This is a genomic window from Phycisphaerales bacterium (assembly GCA_020852515.1).
Lineage (GTDB): Bacteria > Planctomycetota > Phycisphaerae > Phycisphaerales > UBA5793 > UBA5793.
Window position 1 is genome coordinate 305422 of record JADZAS010000015.1, and the last position, 16528, is coordinate 321949.

The 16528-nt window shown below is 65.2% G+C and carries 15 protein-coding genes; 8 read left to right on the forward strand and 7 right to left on the reverse strand.

Annotated features, from left to right (window positions below; genetic code table 11):
• Window positions 1-16: 16 nt before the first annotated feature.
• Both IT430_11110 and IT430_11115 read right to left on the reverse strand, forming a co-directional pair.
• A complete protein-coding gene (locus IT430_11110) occupies window positions 17-2653 on the reverse strand; it encodes a hypothetical protein (GenBank protein MCC6908482.1) in 2637 nt (878 codons plus the stop codon).
• Between the two features lie 13 nt (window positions 2654-2666).
• Complete coding sequence (locus IT430_11115) at window positions 2667-4520, reverse strand: AbgT family transporter (protein ID MCC6908483.1); 1854 nt, start codon at window positions 4518-4520, stop codon at window positions 2667-2669.
• A 242-nt stretch (window positions 4521-4762) separates the two neighbouring features.
• On the opposite strand from IT430_11115, the gene IT430_11120 reads away from it, so the two are divergent.
• Window positions 4763-6523, forward strand: coding sequence for a glycosyltransferase family 39 protein (locus IT430_11120; GenBank protein MCC6908484.1), 1761 nt, complete (start codon window positions 4763-4765; stop codon window positions 6521-6523).
• 8 nt (window positions 6524-6531) lie between these two features.
• Here IT430_11120 and IT430_11125 read toward each other — a convergent pair whose 3' ends face one another.
• The 3 genes from IT430_11125 to IT430_11135 all read right to left on the reverse strand — a co-directional run bounded on the left by IT430_11125 (window position 6532) and on the right by IT430_11135 (window position 9757).
• Window positions 6532-7563 carry a diguanylate cyclase gene (locus IT430_11125; protein ID MCC6908485.1) on the reverse strand — a complete coding sequence of 344 codons (1032 nt, stop codon included), beginning with the start codon at window positions 7561-7563 and terminating at the stop codon, window positions 6532-6534.
• Window positions 7564-7624: 61 nt separating this feature from the next.
• Window positions 7625-8095 carry a response regulator gene (locus tag IT430_11130; protein ID MCC6908486.1) on the reverse strand — a complete coding sequence of 157 codons (471 nt, stop codon included), beginning with the start codon at window positions 8093-8095 and terminating at the stop codon, window positions 7625-7627.
• 57 nt (window positions 8096-8152) lie between these two features.
• Window positions 8153-9757 carry a HAMP domain-containing histidine kinase gene (locus tag IT430_11135; GenBank protein ID MCC6908487.1) on the reverse strand — a complete coding sequence of 535 codons (1605 nt, stop codon included), beginning with the start codon at window positions 9755-9757 and terminating at the stop codon, window positions 8153-8155.
• Between the two features lie 392 nt (window positions 9758-10149).
• Between IT430_11135 and rplK the strand changes: the two genes are divergently transcribed.
• The 6 genes from rplK (at window position 10150) to coaD (ending at window position 14157) form a co-directional block, all read left to right on the forward strand.
• The gene (gene rplK, locus IT430_11140; protein MCC6908488.1) at window positions 10150-10575 is read left to right on the forward strand and encodes a 50S ribosomal protein L11; all 426 of its coding nucleotides are present in this window, start codon (window positions 10150-10152) and stop codon (window positions 10573-10575) included.
• 4 nt (window positions 10576-10579) lie between these two features.
• The gene (locus IT430_11145; GenBank protein MCC6908489.1) at window positions 10580-11260 is read left to right on the forward strand and encodes a 50S ribosomal protein L1; all 681 of its coding nucleotides are present in this window, start codon (window positions 10580-10582) and stop codon (window positions 11258-11260) included.
• Window positions 11261-11329: 69 nt separating this feature from the next.
• Entirely contained in the window at window positions 11330-11875 is a 546-nt protein-coding gene (locus IT430_11150; GenBank protein ID MCC6908490.1) for a 50S ribosomal protein L10, read from the forward strand.
• A 162-nt stretch (window positions 11876-12037) separates the two neighbouring features.
• Window positions 12038-12412: a 50S ribosomal protein L7/L12 gene (gene rplL / locus IT430_11155; GenBank protein ID MCC6908491.1), complete on the forward strand. Its 375-nt coding sequence runs from the start codon at window positions 12038-12040 to the stop codon at window positions 12410-12412.
• 214 nt (window positions 12413-12626) lie between these two features.
• Entirely contained in the window at window positions 12627-13454 is an 828-nt protein-coding gene (locus IT430_11160; GenBank protein ID MCC6908492.1) for a hypothetical protein, read from the forward strand.
• Between the two features lie 142 nt (window positions 13455-13596).
• Window positions 13597-14157 (forward strand): pantetheine-phosphate adenylyltransferase, encoded by a 561-nt coding sequence (coaD, locus tag IT430_11165; GenBank protein MCC6908493.1) that lies wholly within the window; start codon window positions 13597-13599, stop codon window positions 14155-14157.
• 176 nt (window positions 14158-14333) lie between these two features.
• Here coaD and IT430_11170 read toward each other — a convergent pair whose 3' ends face one another.
• Together IT430_11170 and IT430_11175 are read right to left on the reverse strand one after the other, a co-directional pair.
• A complete protein-coding gene (locus IT430_11170) occupies window positions 14334-15350 on the reverse strand; it encodes a hypothetical protein (protein ID MCC6908494.1) in 1017 nt (338 codons plus the stop codon).
• Window positions 15351-15404: 54 nt separating this feature from the next.
• A complete protein-coding gene (locus IT430_11175; protein MCC6908495.1) occupies window positions 15405-15773 on the reverse strand; it encodes a cupin domain-containing protein in 369 nt (122 codons plus the stop codon).
• 92 nt (window positions 15774-15865) lie between these two features.
• Between IT430_11175 and IT430_11180 the strand changes: the two genes are divergently transcribed.
• Window positions 15866-16525: an MBL fold metallo-hydrolase gene (locus IT430_11180; protein MCC6908496.1), complete on the forward strand. Its 660-nt coding sequence runs from the start codon at window positions 15866-15868 to the stop codon at window positions 16523-16525.
• Window positions 16526-16528 lie beyond the last annotated feature (3 nt).

The following is a 16528-nucleotide window of genomic DNA, read 5'->3' on the forward strand; positions in this document are numbered from 1 at the left end:
TCATATGGCCGCCGATTCAATCACCGGCGGTCTCGCCTTTGGTGCGATGCACGGTCGCCCAGATCTTGCGCTTGGCGTCGAGATCACGGTATTCCTTGCGGCCCATCACCATGTCGGCGTACACCGTCGCAATCTCGCGCGGCCGCATGCGGAACGTCACTTGCGACCATTGCAGCGGTTGACCGCGAAACTCGTAACACTGACTCGTGTTTGGATCGATGGCCCACTCCGGCGGCTCGGCGGGCGTCACGTCGAGCCAGCACGTATCTTCACCCGCCGCAACGTGCATACCGATTTCGCCCAGGAGATTCGTCTTGGCGGCGCTGGCAACGGGGCCGACGAGTTTGAGCGTAACCTCTGCCGGCTCGCCGTTGTACTCGACCAGCCGAACGACGAACGGATGCGTGCAGGCGCCTTCACTGCGCTGCGCCATTTCATGCCCAACCCAGTCAGGAAGATGTTCGCCGGACTTGCTCGACTCACGAAAGAACGCCGTGGCGAGAACGCCGGGCGCACCCTCGACGCTGAGCGGGCCGAAAGTCCGTGGCATTTCATTCGACCATGCCTCGGACACCCGTTGTACGAGCAGGTGGCTGAACGCATGAGGAGGCTCGAGTGCCGAACACAGCTGCACACGCTGCGCGTTGGTCAATCGGCCATGCGGGACAAACCGAAGCCGGCGCGTCATCATCCCCGCGCGGCAGTCGGAATTACCCTCGTCCCACGGGTCGTACGTGACCAACACCTGTCGCAGTCGGTTTTCGAGAACAAAGAACTGCTGCGCGCCGTCGTGGATGACCAGCAGGCCTCGACCACTCGCCGACCGCTTGTCAACAAAATCAACGAAACTCAGCGCTGTCAGGGCTCGCGGCAGATCCTCGAACCACTGCGGCGAGGTCATCCAGTCGCCGGTGGGGTACTTGCGACGGGCGCCGACAAAGCCTGACACGTCGTGAACAGCGCCGGGCGAGTTCGCCACCAGGCAAGCATCCTCGAACGCCACGCAATGATCGATCGACAAGGCGTTGAGCAACCCCGGATCGGGGCGAGGCACATCGAATCCCAGCGTCACGTCCACCGCATCGGCATCAACCGCAAGGTGCACGGTCGCAGTCATGCTGACTCCGCCGCGTCCCTTGCGACGAATCGTGACCATCGCACCGAATCCGGGTTCTCGCTCGATCTCGACGTCAGTCGTTTCGAACGTGCGTTCGGCCCCGTTGACGGCGGTCCGGCAGTTGAGAAGCGACTGCTCCGGTGAAACCAGCGAGCCGCGTGTACCCGGTCCTCGGAGATCGACCATGCAACCGGTTCGACGATCAACGGTGACGGCGAGTGAGCCGCGCGAGAGCGTAATCGTGTTTTTTGTTCGCTTGACGGATTCCTTCGGTTGCCGGACTGGTGCTCGTGTTGAGGAAGGCTCAACGCGAAAGCCGAACGGCGGTGTGGAGTTCGACGGGCGCTTTCGCGAACCGGCATTTCCTCCGACCGGCCAGCCCAGCAGATTCGGCGACAGGTGCGGCCCGCGCTCCCCGGCCACGCGTGATGCCAGTGCCTGAACGACTCGGCCGGGAATCGGTCGAACCAACTGTTCTGCCCGGCGCATCGACGTGAATCCGATGGACCCGCACAACCCCTCGCACTCGTGATTGTCATGATGCTGCGCGGCCAGAAGTTCGCGCCAGGCTTCGTCGAGCTCCCATGTCGGATACACGTCCCACTGTGCGTACGGCCGGCCCAGCAGGCTCGCCGTCGCCGCCAGCGATTCAGCCGCGAGGATCGATCGTTCGGCGGCGCGACTGGTGCGCGGGTGCTTGTCACCATTCTTTCCCAGCGTCATCCCGTGCCACACGTCGTCATTCGTGTAGCGGCGCAGCGGCGCCTCGGCGCTGCCGATCTTCTCGATCACCTCCGAAAGCGTACCTGGTACGATTTCAAACTCCGGATTGGCGATCAACTCCTTCAATTTCGGCAGCAGCACCTCGCTGCGGCACATCCAGTCTTTGCTCGGCATCAACTCGACCCACTGCACGATTGCCGGCTGCTCCAGATCGCGCAGCAGTTTCGATTCAAACAGCGGCGCGAAATCTTCCGGCCACTGATGCAGGTTGAGTTCGTTGCGCGGCAGCGTCGGCAGGCGCGAGCCGTCGATGCCCTCCCAGATGATCAGCGCGTGCGGCTCGCGCGGCACTTCGGGCGTGTGCCACGTCCACTGAAAGAAGAGACACGCGCCTGTGTAGCCGCATTGGCGCAGCATCTGCGGCAACTGTGGGAAAAAGTAGAACTCCTCCTCCCAGAAAGCGTGCGGCCGCACGCCCAGCAGGCGGCGCGTCGAGCGCACGCCGAAGGTGAGTTGGCGGATGTTGGACTCGCTGCCGTTGAACTGGCCGTAAGGCTGGCCATAGGAACAACCGACAGGTTCGATGATGCCCTGCGCGATCGCCCTGCGCAGTTCGGCAAGCGCTTCGGGGCACTCGGCGGCCATTTTCTCGTAGCCGACGACGTCGAAGTTGACGTTTCCCTTGACGCCGGTCTCGCGGCAGAGGTGGAGCATGTCGCGCACGCTGCCGGGCAGCACGTCGTAGCCCCACAGCCACTGCATGTCGACCCAGTGCATGTGGTTGCCGAAGGTGAAGTGAACGGGCTTGCGCATCGGCTGTTCCCGCTTACCCGCCGACTGCCGCCACAGCGCCCTTGGTCACGTCGTACCATAGCGGCGCATCGGGCCCGAGCGGCCAGCCCATCTGCATCCAGATGATGAGCAGGGTCGTCCAGACGATGGTGAACACGATGGTGTAGGGCACCATCGCGGCAATGAGCGTGCCCATGCCGCCCTTGGGCACATACTCCTTCATGAACACGAGGATGATGACGAGATAAGCATTCAGCGGCGTGATGACGTTGGTCACCGAGTCGCCGATGCGGTACGCGGCCTGGGTCAGTTCAGGAGAGATGCCCACGAGCATGAACATGGGAACGAAGATCGGCGCGAACATGGTGTACTTGGCGCTCATCGAGCCGATGAAGAGGTTGAAGAACATCACGACGAGAATGAACACGACCATCAGCATCCACGGCGCCATGTTCATCTGGCCGAGCACGGCGCCTCCCTTGTTGGCCAGCATCAACCCGAGGTTTGACTGGTTGAAGTAGGCGATAAACTGGCCGGCAAAGAAGGCGAGGACGATGATCGGCCCCATCGTGGCCATGGAATCAATGAGCATCTTCGCCGCGTCCTTGTCGCTCTTGATTGTCCCGACGGTGATTCCAAATGTGAGACCGGGGATAAGAAATCCGAGAAAGATCAGCGGCACGATGACGTCCACCCATCGATCGACCTGGTGGCCACTCTTCACGTACACGCGACCGTCGTCAGCAGTGAACGATTGCTCGGGCGGCGCGGCATCCGCCGAAGGCGCGATCCACAGTTCGGCAACAACCCGTTCACGATCTTCTACGGGTCGCGCCGTATCCGTCGGATCCGGAATCCGAATCGTGTGCAACGGCGCCCCGGGGATGACGATCAGCGCCACGAACGAGCCGATCATCAGCGCGATGGCGAGGATCGTCACTCGGAGTCCCCGAACCTCCGTCCCACTGAGTCGTTGCGATTCAAGATCCTCGGTGGAGGCGATCGCCGGACCGCCTTCTTCCGGCGACTTGTTCGCCATTCGGCGCTCGACGAAGAATGAAGTCACCGCCCAGCCAGCGAACGTGATGAGAATGGTCGAGGCCATCAGAAAATACCAGTTGCACGGAGGCGAGACGAAGTAGCCCTTATCAACCACCCGGGCGCCTTCCGTCGAGAGACCCGAAAGCATCGGGTCAAGCCCGGTGATGAGCAGATTGGCATTGAAACCAGCGGAGACGCCGGCGAAGACGGCAGCGAGTCCGGCCAGCGGCGAGCGACCCACTGACTTATACAACGCCGCTGCGAGCGGAGGCAGGACGACGTACCCGGCATCCATCGCCATCGAAGACATGACTCCGACGAACACCATCGCCGGCGTGAGCGCCCAGGACGGGACCACGAGCATGAACGCTTTCATCAGTGCGCCCAGCAGCCCCGTCCGCTCCGCTACGCCGATGCCAAGCATTCCGGTGAGGACGATTCCCAGTGGAGCGAAATCCTTGAAGTTCTTCACCATGGTGTTGAAGCACCAGTAGAGACCCTCGCGGCTCAGCAGGTTCCGGCTCTCGATCGGGGACCCCTCCGGCTTCCACTCGACAATGGCCTGACCCGTAACAGGATCCTTCTTGAACTCCATGACCGGCTCGCCGGTCTCGGGATCGCGGATGACTTCGCCGTGGTCGTCAAGCATCTCGACCATGACCGGCTGCGGCCGCATGGGCTGCACCTTCACGTTGGTCTCGGAGAAGATCCACGACAGGAACATCACCAGCGCCGCCCCGAGCAGAAACAGCGTCGCCGGGTCCGGCAATTTGTTGCCGACCCACTCGATGAAATCGAGGATGCCCTTTGATCCGGATCCGTGCCCGCTGGTGCTCGAGGTGGCCATCGCCTCGTCTCCTGTGGTCTGAGCAGACGTGTCTGGGGGAACTGCCGCGTGGTGGTTATAGCGGCCTGACAGGGCCTGCGAAAGCCCGGTGGCGAATCTCCCGCCAATCCGGTCTATGGCTCTCCGACCGCGGTGCGCCAGCCCCGGGCCGGGACCATGAAGCTCGACGTTCGCCGGCGCGGCGAACGGACCGTAGAATTGCGGTCAGGCCGGTCTCTCGCCCCGGCTGTTGGATGGACACCGTGAACCAGACGCTTGCGGGCAGCCCGGCGACGACACTGACGCCCCCGGTTCAAGTCGCGCCGATCCGGTCAATGGGAGAACGCCTCCGCCGCTGGCTCGTCGTTCTCGTCCTTGCCGTCCAGTGCGTTTTTCCGATCTGGCTCAGCCTCAACGACCACCCGCTGTACGCCCCCGACGAGGGGCGCTATGGCTCAGTGAGCGAGACCATGCTCCGGACCGGCAACTGGCTCGTGCCGATGATCGACGGGCATCCGCACCTGACCAAGCCGCCGCTGGTGTACTGGCTGCAGGCGATCGCGCTGACCGCGATCGGCGACGCTGCAGTGCCCGAGCCCCACGGCCGAGGTGAGGATGAACTCGCGCTGCGCCTGCCCTCGGTCCTCGCCGCGACGTTGATCGTGCTGATCACCTTTGGGCTTGGCGCCAAGTGGGGCGGGGCGCGGCGCGGCCTCATTGCCGCCGGGTTGCTTTCACTCATGCCGCTGCACGTGGCCGTCGGCCGGCTGGCGATCACCGATTCGGTGCTGTCGCTGTTCTGGACCGCCGCGCTCGCCGCGGGGTTCATGGCGGTCGATCGCGGCGGCGACTCCACCCGCCGCGCCTGGCCGTGGGCCGGCGCGATGTGGCTGGCCGTGGCGCTGGGCCTGCTCGCCAAGGGGCCGTTGGCGCTGGCGCCCGTTGCGGTGCTGCTTATCTGGCTGGCGCTCACCGGCCGGTGGACCCACGCGAGGCGGCTGCACCTTTGGGGCGCGCTGCTGGCGTGCCTGCCCGTGGGCGTCTGGGCCTGGCAGATCGTGCAGAGCCAGCCCGAGGCGCTCGCCGTCTGGCGCTACGAAATGCTCAATCGAGCGACAGGCAGCGGCGAGCACCCCGAGCCGTTCTGGTTCTACCTGCCGATCGTCATCTGCGGGCTGTTTCCCGCCACGGCCACGCTAAGCCTGCCGGGCATTGAATACTCCTGGCGCGCCGGCTGGAAGTGTTGTCGCACCCCCGGCATGGGCAGCCTGATGGCCATGGCCGTCGTGGCGCCACTCATCGGCTTCACCTTCATGAGCGGCAAACTTGCCACGTACCTCCTGCCCCTGGCGCCGCCCCTGGCGCTGCTCGCGGCCGGCGTATTGGAAGATCGGCTCATGTCCGCACGTGGCGACGCCCAGCAGGCAAAAAAGGCGCTTCAGTCGATCGCCACCGTCTGCATCAGTTCAGCGATCGTCCTCGTGATCATGCTCGTCGGCGTCGCGCGGCTCACGCTCCAGGTCTTCTGGGTCGCCGTTCTCGTATCGCTGCTCCCGCTGACGGCGCTGATGATCTGGCGCCTCTGGCCGCTCATCCGCGGCGACCTCCAGCGCTCGATGGCCGCCCTGGCGTTGCTGTGGGCTGCGGCGGCGACCGCGTGGTTCGGCGCCTTTGAATTCGAAGATTCCCTCACGACGGTCTACGGCACCGAGCAACTCATCGAACTCGTGCACGAGCAGCCCGGCCTGCAGGACCCACTCATCGCCACCCTCGGCTACGACGATCCGACGCTGTTCCGCTACGTCCACGATCCCGCCATGGCACTCAAGAATTCGCAGATTGAACAGTGGATCGATTCACTCTCGACGGATGATCGCCGCCGCGCCGTGCTGCTGGCCAAGGAAGACATTTGGCGTCAGATCATGGCGCGCCGCCCGCAGGTGTCGGACCTCTTTGCCGATGTCGGCAAGGGCACCTACCGCTTCAACACGAGCGTGATCGTCCTGCGCCTCCATCAGCAGTAACATCGGCGCTACGTCGCGGGGGTGGCCCTGACAGTCGCGCCGCAGGCCTCCGGTTCGCACAGGACCACCTGGCTCTTGCCGCCGCGCTTGGCGACGTAGAGCATTTCGTCGGCGATGCGGATGAGTTCCTCGCCCGAGGCCGCGCGGCTGGTGCGGGCGCAGGAGATGCCCATTGACATCGCCAGCGGCGTCGGAGTGCAGACGGTGCGTTTCACTGCGTCTTCGAAGTCTTCCTTGATGCGCCGCGCGAGGTTGACGGCCGTCGCGGCGTCGGTTCGCGGGAGAATGACGACGAACTCGTCTCCGCCGTAGCGCGCCGCGAGGTCGGACTCGCGCCGGTTGGCGAGGATGACTTTGCCCGCCAGTCGCAGCATGTCGTCGCCGTGCTGGTGGCCGAGCGTGTCATTGAGCGTCTTGAAGCCGTCGAGGTCGACCATGATGCACGCGAGATCGCCCGCGTGGCGCATGGTTTCGGCAAAGAGGCGAGGCAGGTCTTCGTTGAGGTGCCGGCGATTGGACAGGCCGGTGAGCGCGTCCGTCAGCGCCATCTCTTCGAGCCGCGCCACCATCGATGTAAGTTGCGAGTGGCTCCGGCGCACCTGTTCGAGCGAAAGTTCCAGTTCGCGCTGCAGGCGCACGTTCTCCTGCTTGGTCCGCCAGCGCGAAAGGTTCTTCTCAACCATGAGCGGCAGGATTGAGAGAAACTCTCCGGCCTTGACGACGTAGTCATACGCGCCTTCGCGCAGTGCCTGCAGCGCGGTGCGATGGTCCGACTCGCCGGTGACCATGATTACCGGCAGCATCGGCTGCTTGGCGAGGAACTGCTGCAGCGCCGTGAGGCCCGTGCCGTCGGGCAGGTTGTAATCGCACAAGGCGAGATCGACTGAAGAGAGGTCGCCGCCGAGGGCTTGCGCAATGCTCGAATACACCCGAACGCAGTCGCATTCGAAGTGATCCTGCAGCACATCCCGGATGAGCGACGCGGTGTCCGGGTCGTCTTCGAGAACGAGCAGTCGTGGTGGCTGTGTCCGCTGCGTCATGAGCGCGTCATTCTCCAATGACCATGGTCTCGGGCGATCCTCGCCCCCGTGGTGAATCGGCTCAGGCCGCGGAAGTGGCCCGGGGCAACTGGCGATGCACCGTCGTCCAATAGACTGCCGCCGCCTCGATCCGGCGCAGCATGTCCTGCGTGTCCTGAACCTTGCACGTGTAACTGCTCGCGCCGTTGCTCAGGGCGCGGCGTTCGGATTCATCATCATCCACGCCTGTCATGACCACCACCGGCAGATCGCGCAAGCGCTGGTCCGCCCGCACCCGAATGAGCACTTCGTGCCCGTCGGCGCCGGGCATCTCGAGGTCGAGCAGCACGAGGTCCGGCCGCGGAGAAGACTGATCCGAGCAGATCTGCTGCAGAAAGCGAATGCCGTCGCACCCGTCCACGCACTCGAAAACCTTAATCGGGCGGCCGAGCGACTCGATCGCGTCGCGCACGAGCATCCGATAGTCGGGGTCGTCATCGACGAGCAGGATGATCGCTTCACTCACGTTGTCGCCTCGCGTTCTGGTTGACATCTGGCTGAACTCCTGGCCTTGTTCATTCGACGCGTTCCGGGGGCTCCGTGCAGTCGGTTACGCCGCCGACCGGCTCACGGGCTCGCCGAGATCGGCAGAGACGATACGGCTCGCCGGAATTGACACTTTGAACGTGCTTCCCACATCCACTTCGCTTTGCAGCGTTATTTCGCCGCCCCAGTGCTCCACCACCGCCCGCACGCTGGCCAGTCCGATACCTCGTCCCGGCACCCCGGCTGTGCCAGCCTCCGACCCGCGGCGGAAGACCTGAAAGACCCGCTGCTGGTCGGACGCCGCAATGCCCGGCCCGGTGTCCGCCACCGACACGTGCAGCGTCCGCTTCTCGATCGCGTGCGAAATCGTGATGCGCCGCGTGGGGCGCTGGCCCATGTACTTGGCCGCGTTGTCGATGAGGTTCAGGAACACCTGCCGGGCCAGATTTCGCTCGACCTGCACCGTCGGCAGCGCGCTTTCGAGGCGGCACTCGATGCCGCGCTCGCCCAGTTCGTGTTCGAGCGCCTGGATGATCCCGGCGACCAGTTCGTGCAGATCGACCGGCTCGCACTCGCCGGGCCTCGTGCGGATGCGGCTCAGTTCGAGCAGATCGTCGAGCATGGCGGACTCGAGTTGGACGTTGGCGGCGATGCGCTCGAGGCGATGCCTGACTTCCTCGGGCAGCGACTCGCCGAAGCGCCGCTGCAGCATGGCCGTCATCCCGGCGATGTTGCGCAGCGGAGCGTTCAGGTCGTGGCTGACGGTTCGAAGGAACTCGTTCTTAGTCTGGATCTCGAGTTCGAGCCGACGGTTGGCGGAGTTGAGTTCGGCGGTCCGCTGCTCCACCTGCTGTTCGAGCGATTCGTTGGCGCGAATCAGTTCGCTGCGCGCCTGCGCCAGCGTGCCGGCGGTTTCAAGCACCGATCGCGCCAGCAATCCAAGTTCGTCGTTGCGCCGCAGGGGCAGGTGCGGCAGGCGCTCGCCGGACGCGAGCAGCGTGACGGCCCGCATGATCCGCCGCAGCGGCCTGGTGAGACGGCGCATGAGCAGTGCCGTGACCGGCACGGAAATCAGGCACGCCACGCACACCACGCCGATGACCAGCGCCCGCATGCGCTGCACCGTCGCGCGGTGCACGGGATCGATGACCGCGAACGTAACGTGCCCGAGCAGATCGGCCCCGCCGAGAGCGCTGGTCGAAGAAAAGACCGGCGTGCGCAGAACGCGCGCTTCGGGCGCCGGCGCATAGTTGAGCAGCGTGGGCAGGCTCTGCGTCAGCGCCGCGTGCTCGTGCTCACCGAACCGTTCGAGGTAGTGCTGATAGAGATCCTCGTTGTTCACATGCTGCGACAGCGATGCACCGAACCGGTCCTCGACCTGAACGAAGGCCACGGCCGAATCGATCGCGACCTCGTCGAGCCGGTCGCGCAGAGCCGATGCGCTGCGATGCTCAAGGGGCTGGCGAAACTCGTCGGCCAGATGCCCGCCGATGCGCACCGTCTCGCGCGCCAGCGTCTCGTCGAGTTGCGACTCGATGAGCCGTTCGAGCATGAGGTTGCTCGTACCCACGGTGATGACCACCATGGCCAGCACGAGCAGCAGCACGCGAAACTGGAGGCGGTGCCGAAGCGGCACAAGATTCGAGTTGTCGCCATCGCGCTCTGCCACGGGTGCCGCCTCTGGACCGCGCAACCGGCGCGCAAGGTCCTGAAGTGACTTCGGCCATCGGCTCTCGGAGGTGCGGCCGGAGTTTCAGAACCCACCCCGGACGGGCGGGCCGGGCACGGCAAGTCGATCCAGATGGTGCAGAGCGCATAATCAGCACAGGCGGACCCTTCGAGGTGGACTGCATCCGCCACCACGTGCCTCTCGCCCGCAGCCCAGCGGCCCCCCAGCGGCCCCTCAGCGGCCCCGGGGGCTTGCCCGCCTGCCCGGCAGCGGCCTATGATCCGTTTCGTCAATTTGAACCGCTTGCACCACCGTGCGTCCGCTGACCCCTGGCCGGGTCCTCGGACTCACCCCGGCAGCCGCCGGGCAGCATCCGTGGGAGGTCCCTCTCGATGGCCAAGAAGATCAATTCTCAATTTAAGATTCTCGCGCCGGGAGGGCAGGCCACGCCCGCTCCGCCGCTTGGCCCCGCGCTGGGCGCCAAGGGCATCAACCCCGGGCAGTTCATCCAGAAGTTCAACGAAGCGACGCGTCAGTTCAACGGCAAGGTGGTCGGCTGCATCGTCACGCTCTACGACGACCGCAGTTTTGAACTCGAGATCAAGTCCTCGCCTGCGTCGGTGCTCATCAAGGAGAGGGCCGGGCTCGACAAGGGCAGCGGCCTGGTGGGCAAGGAGACGGTCGGCTCGATCACCCGCGCCCAGGCGGTGGAGATCGCCAAGGAGAAGATGGCCGACCTGACGGCCGCCGATCTCGACGCCGCCGTTCGCATCATCATGGGCACCGCCCGTTCGATGGGCGTGAAGGTGGAGGGCTGAACCCATGGCCAAGTTGAGCAAGCGCGCCAGAGCCAACGCCGAACTGATCCCCGCCGATCCGCTTCCTCTCAAGGATGCGGTGACGGCGCTCAAGAAGTTCAAGGGCCCCAAGTTCGACCAGACGGTCGAGATCTGCTTTACGCTGGGCATCGACACGACCCAAGCCGACCAACTCGTGCGCGGCGCCGTCGCCCTGCCGCACGGCGTGGGCAAGAGCAAACGCGTCATCGCGTTCTGCGGCAGCGACGACGCCGCAGGGGCCAAAGCGGCCGGGGCGATCGAAGCCGGCGCCGATGACCTCGTCAAGAAAGTCTCCGACGGTTGGATGGACTTCGACGTCGCCGTTGCCTCGCCCGACATGATGAAGATCGTCAGCCGCCTCGGCCGGCAACTGGGTCCGCGCGGCCTGATGCCCACGCCCAAGGCTGGCACCGTGACCACCGACATCGCCAAGGCGGTGCGCGAGTATTCGGCCGGTAAGGTCGAGTACCGCAACGACAAAGGCGGCAACGTGCAGGCCGCCGTCGGCCGCATGAGTTTCAGCGAAGATCATCTCGCCGACAACATCGACTTCTTCATTCAAACCATCATGAAAGCCAAGCCCTCTTCAACCAAGGGTCAGTTCGTCAAGAAAGTCACTATCAGCGGCACGATGACGCCCGGCGTCCGCGTCGCCGTCTCATGACAGTCTTTCCCTGATGCCTGGTGCTTGGCGCCTGGTGCCTGATCCCTCTGCCTTCGAATCGAGTCTCCCATGAGCAAAGTCGTCAAAGACCTCATCATCAACGAGTACCGCAGCCGCTTCGACGGCGTGACTGATGCGCTGCTCATCGACATCCGCGAACTCAAGGCGGATCAGAACATCGAACTGCGAAAGGGCCTGCGCAACAAGGGCATCCGGATCACCGTCGTGCGCAACGCGCTGGCGACCAAGGCCTTTGAAGGCACGGCGCTGAGCCCGCTCGACCCCCTGCTCACCGGCCCCAGCGCCGTGGTGTACGGCGGCGAGACGGTCATCGACGTCGCCCGCGAGGTCGTCGATTTCGCCAAGAAGCTCCGCAAGATGGAACTCAAGGGCGCCATCCTCGACGGCGAAGTCTTCAAGGGCAAAGCCGGCGTCGAAGCCCTGAGCAAGTACCCCACGCGCACCGAAGCGCTCGGCCAGGCCGTGCAACTCGTGCTCAGCCCGGGTTCAGCGCTCGTCGGCGCCGTCACCGGCCCGGGCGGCGCGCTCATGGCCATCGTCAAGAGCATCGAAGAGAAGCTTGAAAAGGGCGAGACGATCGCCAAGGTGGGATGAACCGCCGGCGGGCCGCGCCCGCCACGCAACTGAACCAACCCGCGCGTCCGACGGGCCTGCAAAGGTTAAATGATCGATGGTCGATCACCTCTTGGACGCCGAGTCTGTCTGATTTGATTGGAGCACATCGTGTCTGAAGAAACCAAAACGTTCGACAAAGCCATCGCCGAACTCGGCGACAAACTCGCCGCCCTCACGCTCAAGCAGGCGGTCGATCTCAAAGACTACATGAAGGATACCTACGGCATTGAGCCGGCCGCGGGCGGCGCCATCATGATGGCCGGCGGCGGCGGCGGCGGAGCCGGACCGGCCGAGGAAGCCGAACAGACCGAGTTCGACGTCATTATCACGGCGGCGGGCGACAAGAAGATCCAGGTCATCAAGGCGGTCCGCGAAGCCACCGGCCTGGGCCTCAAGGAAGCCAAGGACCTCGTGGATGGCGCGCCCAAGGCCGTCAAGACCAAGGTCAGCAAGGAAGACGCCGACGCCCTTAAGGCTGCTCTCACCGAAGCCGGCGCCAGCGTCGAGATCAAGTAATCGGCCGTTTTGGCCTGCATATCGGTCCATCTGCAACGCCCGGGGTCATCCCCGGGCGTTGCTTCTTTTTCTCGATAAACCCACCCTGATTCGCCGGTGCCGATCCGGAGCGCCCACAGTTTCGGGTATACTCGGCTCTGGCAGCTGTCTCGGCCAATCTCGGTCCGGGCCGCCAGATCATTTTGGAAAGTTCAAACGAGAGAAGGAGAAAGAAATGAAAGCACGTCTCTGCACCGCGATCATCGCCATGGGCTGCGGCACAGCCGCCCTGGCGCAAACCGGCACGCTCGACCAGGTCTCGCCCATGACCAACGCCGGGTTCAACCTCAGCGCCTCGTCGCTGCAATGGCAGCAGCAGGTTCGCGTCGGCGTCGCCGGGCAACTTGAAGGCTTCGAACTCATGATCCAGGGCAACGCAGGCGCCCAGTTCAACGCGCGCGTCCGCGTCGGCGACGGCTGGAACACCGGCGCCATCGTCTTCCAGAACCTCTACACCAAGCCCAACAACGGCAACGAACTCATGTTCATCGACGTCACCTCGGCGAACATCAATCTCGGCGTCGGCGACACCTTCGTCATCGAAACCCAGGGCAACGACACCGGCGCGGGTCTGGTCGGCAGCTACAACCCCGGCAGCCCGCTGTATCCTGAGAATCTCTACCTCAACGGGCCAGGCTGCTTCTCCGACTGCGGCTGGCGGCATGGGTTCAACACCTACATGATCGAAGGAGGCGGCGGACTGGCGCTCGAACTCTCGGGCCCGTGCCCCGGCCAGGTCACCGTTGACATCAGCGGCGCCACGCCCGGCGGGCGCGTCGCCATCGTCTACGGCACCTGCAACGGCAGCACGACGATCCCGGGCGGGCAGTGCGCCGGCACCGTGCTCGACGTCGGCGGCGCCAGGCTGCTCCGAATCGTCACCGCGGACGGCAACGGCAACGCCAGCGCGAGCGGCAATGCCCCGCAGGGCGCCTGCGGCCGCATCTGCGTCCAGGCCGTCGACGCCACGACCTGCGAAACGAGCAACGACGAAGGACTCTGATCCCTCGCTCGCTCGCCCGCTGATCGCATCACACCCCACGACCCCGCGCCCCCGCGCGGGGTCGTGTGCGTTGGGGCACACATGCGCCGAGCCGGCATGGTGCCCCTGTTCCGCCTCGTCGCCCGTCCGTACACTCCCTCCCATGGCCTCCTCAAAGACCATCCACCGGGCGATCTACTCCGGCTCGTTTGACCCCGTTACGCTGGGGCACCTGGACGTCATTGCGCGGGGCAGGCGGATGTTCGATGACCTCATCGTCGCCATCGGCCGCAACATCGCCAAGCGCGAACTGTTCTCCATGAAGCAGCGCCGCCAGATGGTCGAGCGCCTCATTGCCGACATGAAAAACGGCGAACCGGGCGCGGGCAACGTCCGCGTGGAAACCTACCAGGGCCTGACGGTCGATTTCGCGCGCAGCGTGGATGCGACCATCATCCTGCGCGGCATTCGCAACATCAGCGACCTCGCCTACGAGTGCCAGCTGGCCATGACCAACCGCCAGGTCGCCAACATCGAGACGGTGTTCATCGTCACCGACCAGGCGTTCAGTTACACGAGTTCGAGCCTGATCCGCCAGATCGCGGCCCTGGGCGGCGACCTCGATTCGCTCAGCGCCATCGTGCCGACGATTGTCGTCGAAGCGCTCAAGGAAATGAAGGCCGCGCGCGGCTTCGAGTATCTCCTCGAAGACCACGTGGAGTGACGAAGCAGCCCCCAGCGTCACACCCGCGAGGGCGGCATCCACGAGCGTTCGTGCATGGGCGTTATTGATTGCGTCGCCGGGCGCCCCTGCACGTTCGTGGTTGCCTGCCTGCGCAGGCATGACGGCGGTCGCGCACCATTGGCCGGACCCTCAAAAGCGCAGTTCGTTCCCCCATGCTACCCCTCCTCGGGCAGGCGGCCGATGCTCATCGCCGCGAGGGCGTCGAGGTTGGGCGTCATCGCCGCGGCCTGCGAGGCCCGGGCGCGGAGCACGTCGATGCGCTCGCGGACTTCCTCGGCCATGCGGGTGTTGGGGAACTCATCCATGATCGTCTCGCCAACCTGCACGGCCGTAGCCCAGTCGTGATCCTGCACGGCGAGCTTGAACTGCAGGCCGATGTTGGCCCGCGCCTTGTTGATCACGCCGCGCGCCACTTCCTGCAGCGGCGCCGCCTCATCGGGCGTGAGGAAGACGTCGAGGTCCTTGAGCAATTGCATCGCGTGCTCGACATGGCCGGCGCCTGCGGCTTCGAGGAACTCGCGCTCGAGCGACTTCTTGTGCGCCTCCCACGCCTTGCGGACGCGCTGCTCGAGGCCGCGCGTGCGATGCGAATCCGGAAAGAGCCGGGCGATGCGCGCTGCCTCGGCGTACGCCGCACCCCAGTCGCGCGCGTCGAGCACGGCCTGGAAGTGGTCGAGCGCCTCGGTGATGCGCCGGTTGAGCCCGTCGGCGCGGCTGCGGTCGATGCGCGCGAGGAACTCCTCGGCCTCTTCGCGGTAGCCGAAGCGCTCGCGCATTTCATCGACCAGCACCATCGCGGCCTGCCAGTCTTCGTTGGCGATGTCTTCCTCGATGGCGCGCTGGAGCATGGCCCGCTCCTGCCGGCGGTAGGCGATGTGCCGCGCCGAATCCGACAGCAGCGTGTGCTCGTTGATCTTCTCGAGCAGTTCGAGCTGCTGGCGGGACATTTCGGCCACCGCCGCGCTCTCGCGCCGCGTGTGCACAAGCGCCAGCGTCAGTGGGATGGTCGCGGAGACGAGCATGAAGCAGACCACCCCGGCGGCGACCATGGCGTCGCTGCCGCCATCGGTCACGGTATCGCCGCGTCCCAGCAGCACCACCGCCACGCTCAGCCCGAGCAGCACCGCGTAGGAAAGCGCGATCCAGAGATTGGTCTTGGACGAAGGACGCATGTGAATCCTCCTCGTTGTCGCGCCCGGCGCAAGCGCCAGGCGCACCGCGGCGCTTCAGGAGCCGGGCGTCGGCTTGCCGCAGTCAAAGGTCGTCGGCACCATGCACAGGAACTGCAGCGACTCGCCCGCATCGGCCCGGAACTGGTGCTCCGTATTGGGCTCGATGAACAGCGAATCGCCCGAGCGGATCGCGCGCGACTGGCCCGCGACCTCGACGGTTCCGGCGCCGGCGACGACGTAGACGCCGTGTTCGTAGTTGTGCTGATGGCGAGGCGTGTGGCCGCCGGGCGAGACGGTGAAGTGCCGCATGGCGAAGGTCGGGGCCCCGTCGCTTCGCCCCAGCAGCAGGCGCATGCCCACCGCCTCCGCGCCGGGCATCGACACGGGAACTGCGGGCATTTCCTCAATACGGCGAAGCAGCATGATAAACCCCTCTGCGGGCGCGCCCGTCTCCCTATTCTAGTTTACGAAGCGACCGGCGTTGCGGGTGCTTCAAAACACCGGAGATTCGCCCGATGCCGCCTCAGAACCCTCCCAGCCCCACGATCCGGTCCTGCACCCTCGGGCCGTGGGAAACCAACTGCTACGTCGTCTCCACGCCCGGCAGCGACGAATGCTGGATTATCGATGTGGGATTCGACCCTGAAGTCCTCATCCAACTCGTCCGCCGCGCCAATCTGCGCCCGGTGCGCATCGTCCTGACGCACGCGCATCTCGACCACATTGCCGGAGTCAGGCAGGTGCTTGACGCATTCGGCCCTGTTGTGCTGGCGATTCACGAGGCCGAGGCGGATTTCCTGCTCGACCCCAATCTCAACCTTTCTTCGTTCGTCGAGATGAACATCACCACGCCCCCCGCCGATGAACTGCTGCGCGACGGGCAGGTGCTGACGCTGGGCGATGCGCAGTGGAAGGTGCTGCACACGCCCGGCCACAGCCCCGGCGGCATCACGCTCTACCACGCGCCCTCGAACCAGGCGATCGTCGGCGACACGCTCTTTGCAGGCTCGGTCGGGCGATACGACTTCCCCACCAGCGACGGCGCGCTGCTGTTCCGGTCGATCCGCGAGAAGCTGCTCACGCTGCCTGACGAAACGCGCATCTATCCGGGACACGGGCCGGAGACGACCATCGGCCGCGAGCGCCGCACCAACCCGTTCCTCGCCGACCAGTAGCGG

Excerpts from the sequence above, each read along its gene's own strand:
- IT430_11110 (MCC6908482.1), bottom strand. The coding sequence starts at position 2,653 with ATGCGCAAGCCCGTTCACTTCACCTTCGGCAACCACATGCACTGGGTC.
- IT430_11115 (MCC6908483.1), bottom strand. The coding sequence starts at position 4,520 with ATGGCCACCTCGAGCACCAGCGGGCACGGATCCGGATCAAAGGGCATC.
- IT430_11125 (MCC6908485.1), bottom strand. The coding sequence starts at position 7,563 with ATGACGCAGCGGACACAGCCACCACGACTGCTCGTTCTCGAAGACGAC.
- IT430_11130 (MCC6908486.1), bottom strand. The coding sequence starts at position 8,095 with ATGTCAACCAGAACGCGAGGCGACAACGTGAGTGAAGCGATCATCCTG.
- rplK (MCC6908488.1), top strand. The coding sequence starts at position 10,150 with ATGGCCAAGAAGATCAATTCTCAATTTAAGATTCTCGCGCCGGGAGGG.
- IT430_11145 (MCC6908489.1), top strand. The coding sequence starts at position 10,580 with ATGGCCAAGTTGAGCAAGCGCGCCAGAGCCAACGCCGAACTGATCCCC.
- IT430_11150 (MCC6908490.1), top strand. The coding sequence starts at position 11,330 with ATGAGCAAAGTCGTCAAAGACCTCATCATCAACGAGTACCGCAGCCGC.
- IT430_11160 (MCC6908492.1), top strand. The coding sequence starts at position 12,627 with ATGAAAGCACGTCTCTGCACCGCGATCATCGCCATGGGCTGCGGCACA.
- coaD (MCC6908493.1), top strand. The coding sequence starts at position 13,597 with ATGGCCTCCTCAAAGACCATCCACCGGGCGATCTACTCCGGCTCGTTT.
- IT430_11170 (MCC6908494.1), bottom strand. The coding sequence starts at position 15,350 with ATGCGTCCTTCGTCCAAGACCAATCTCTGGATCGCGCTTTCCTACGCG.
- IT430_11175 (MCC6908495.1), bottom strand. The coding sequence starts at position 15,773 with ATGCTGCTTCGCCGTATTGAGGAAATGCCCGCAGTTCCCGTGTCGATG.
- IT430_11180 (MCC6908496.1), top strand. The coding sequence starts at position 15,866 with ATGCCGCCTCAGAACCCTCCCAGCCCCACGATCCGGTCCTGCACCCTC.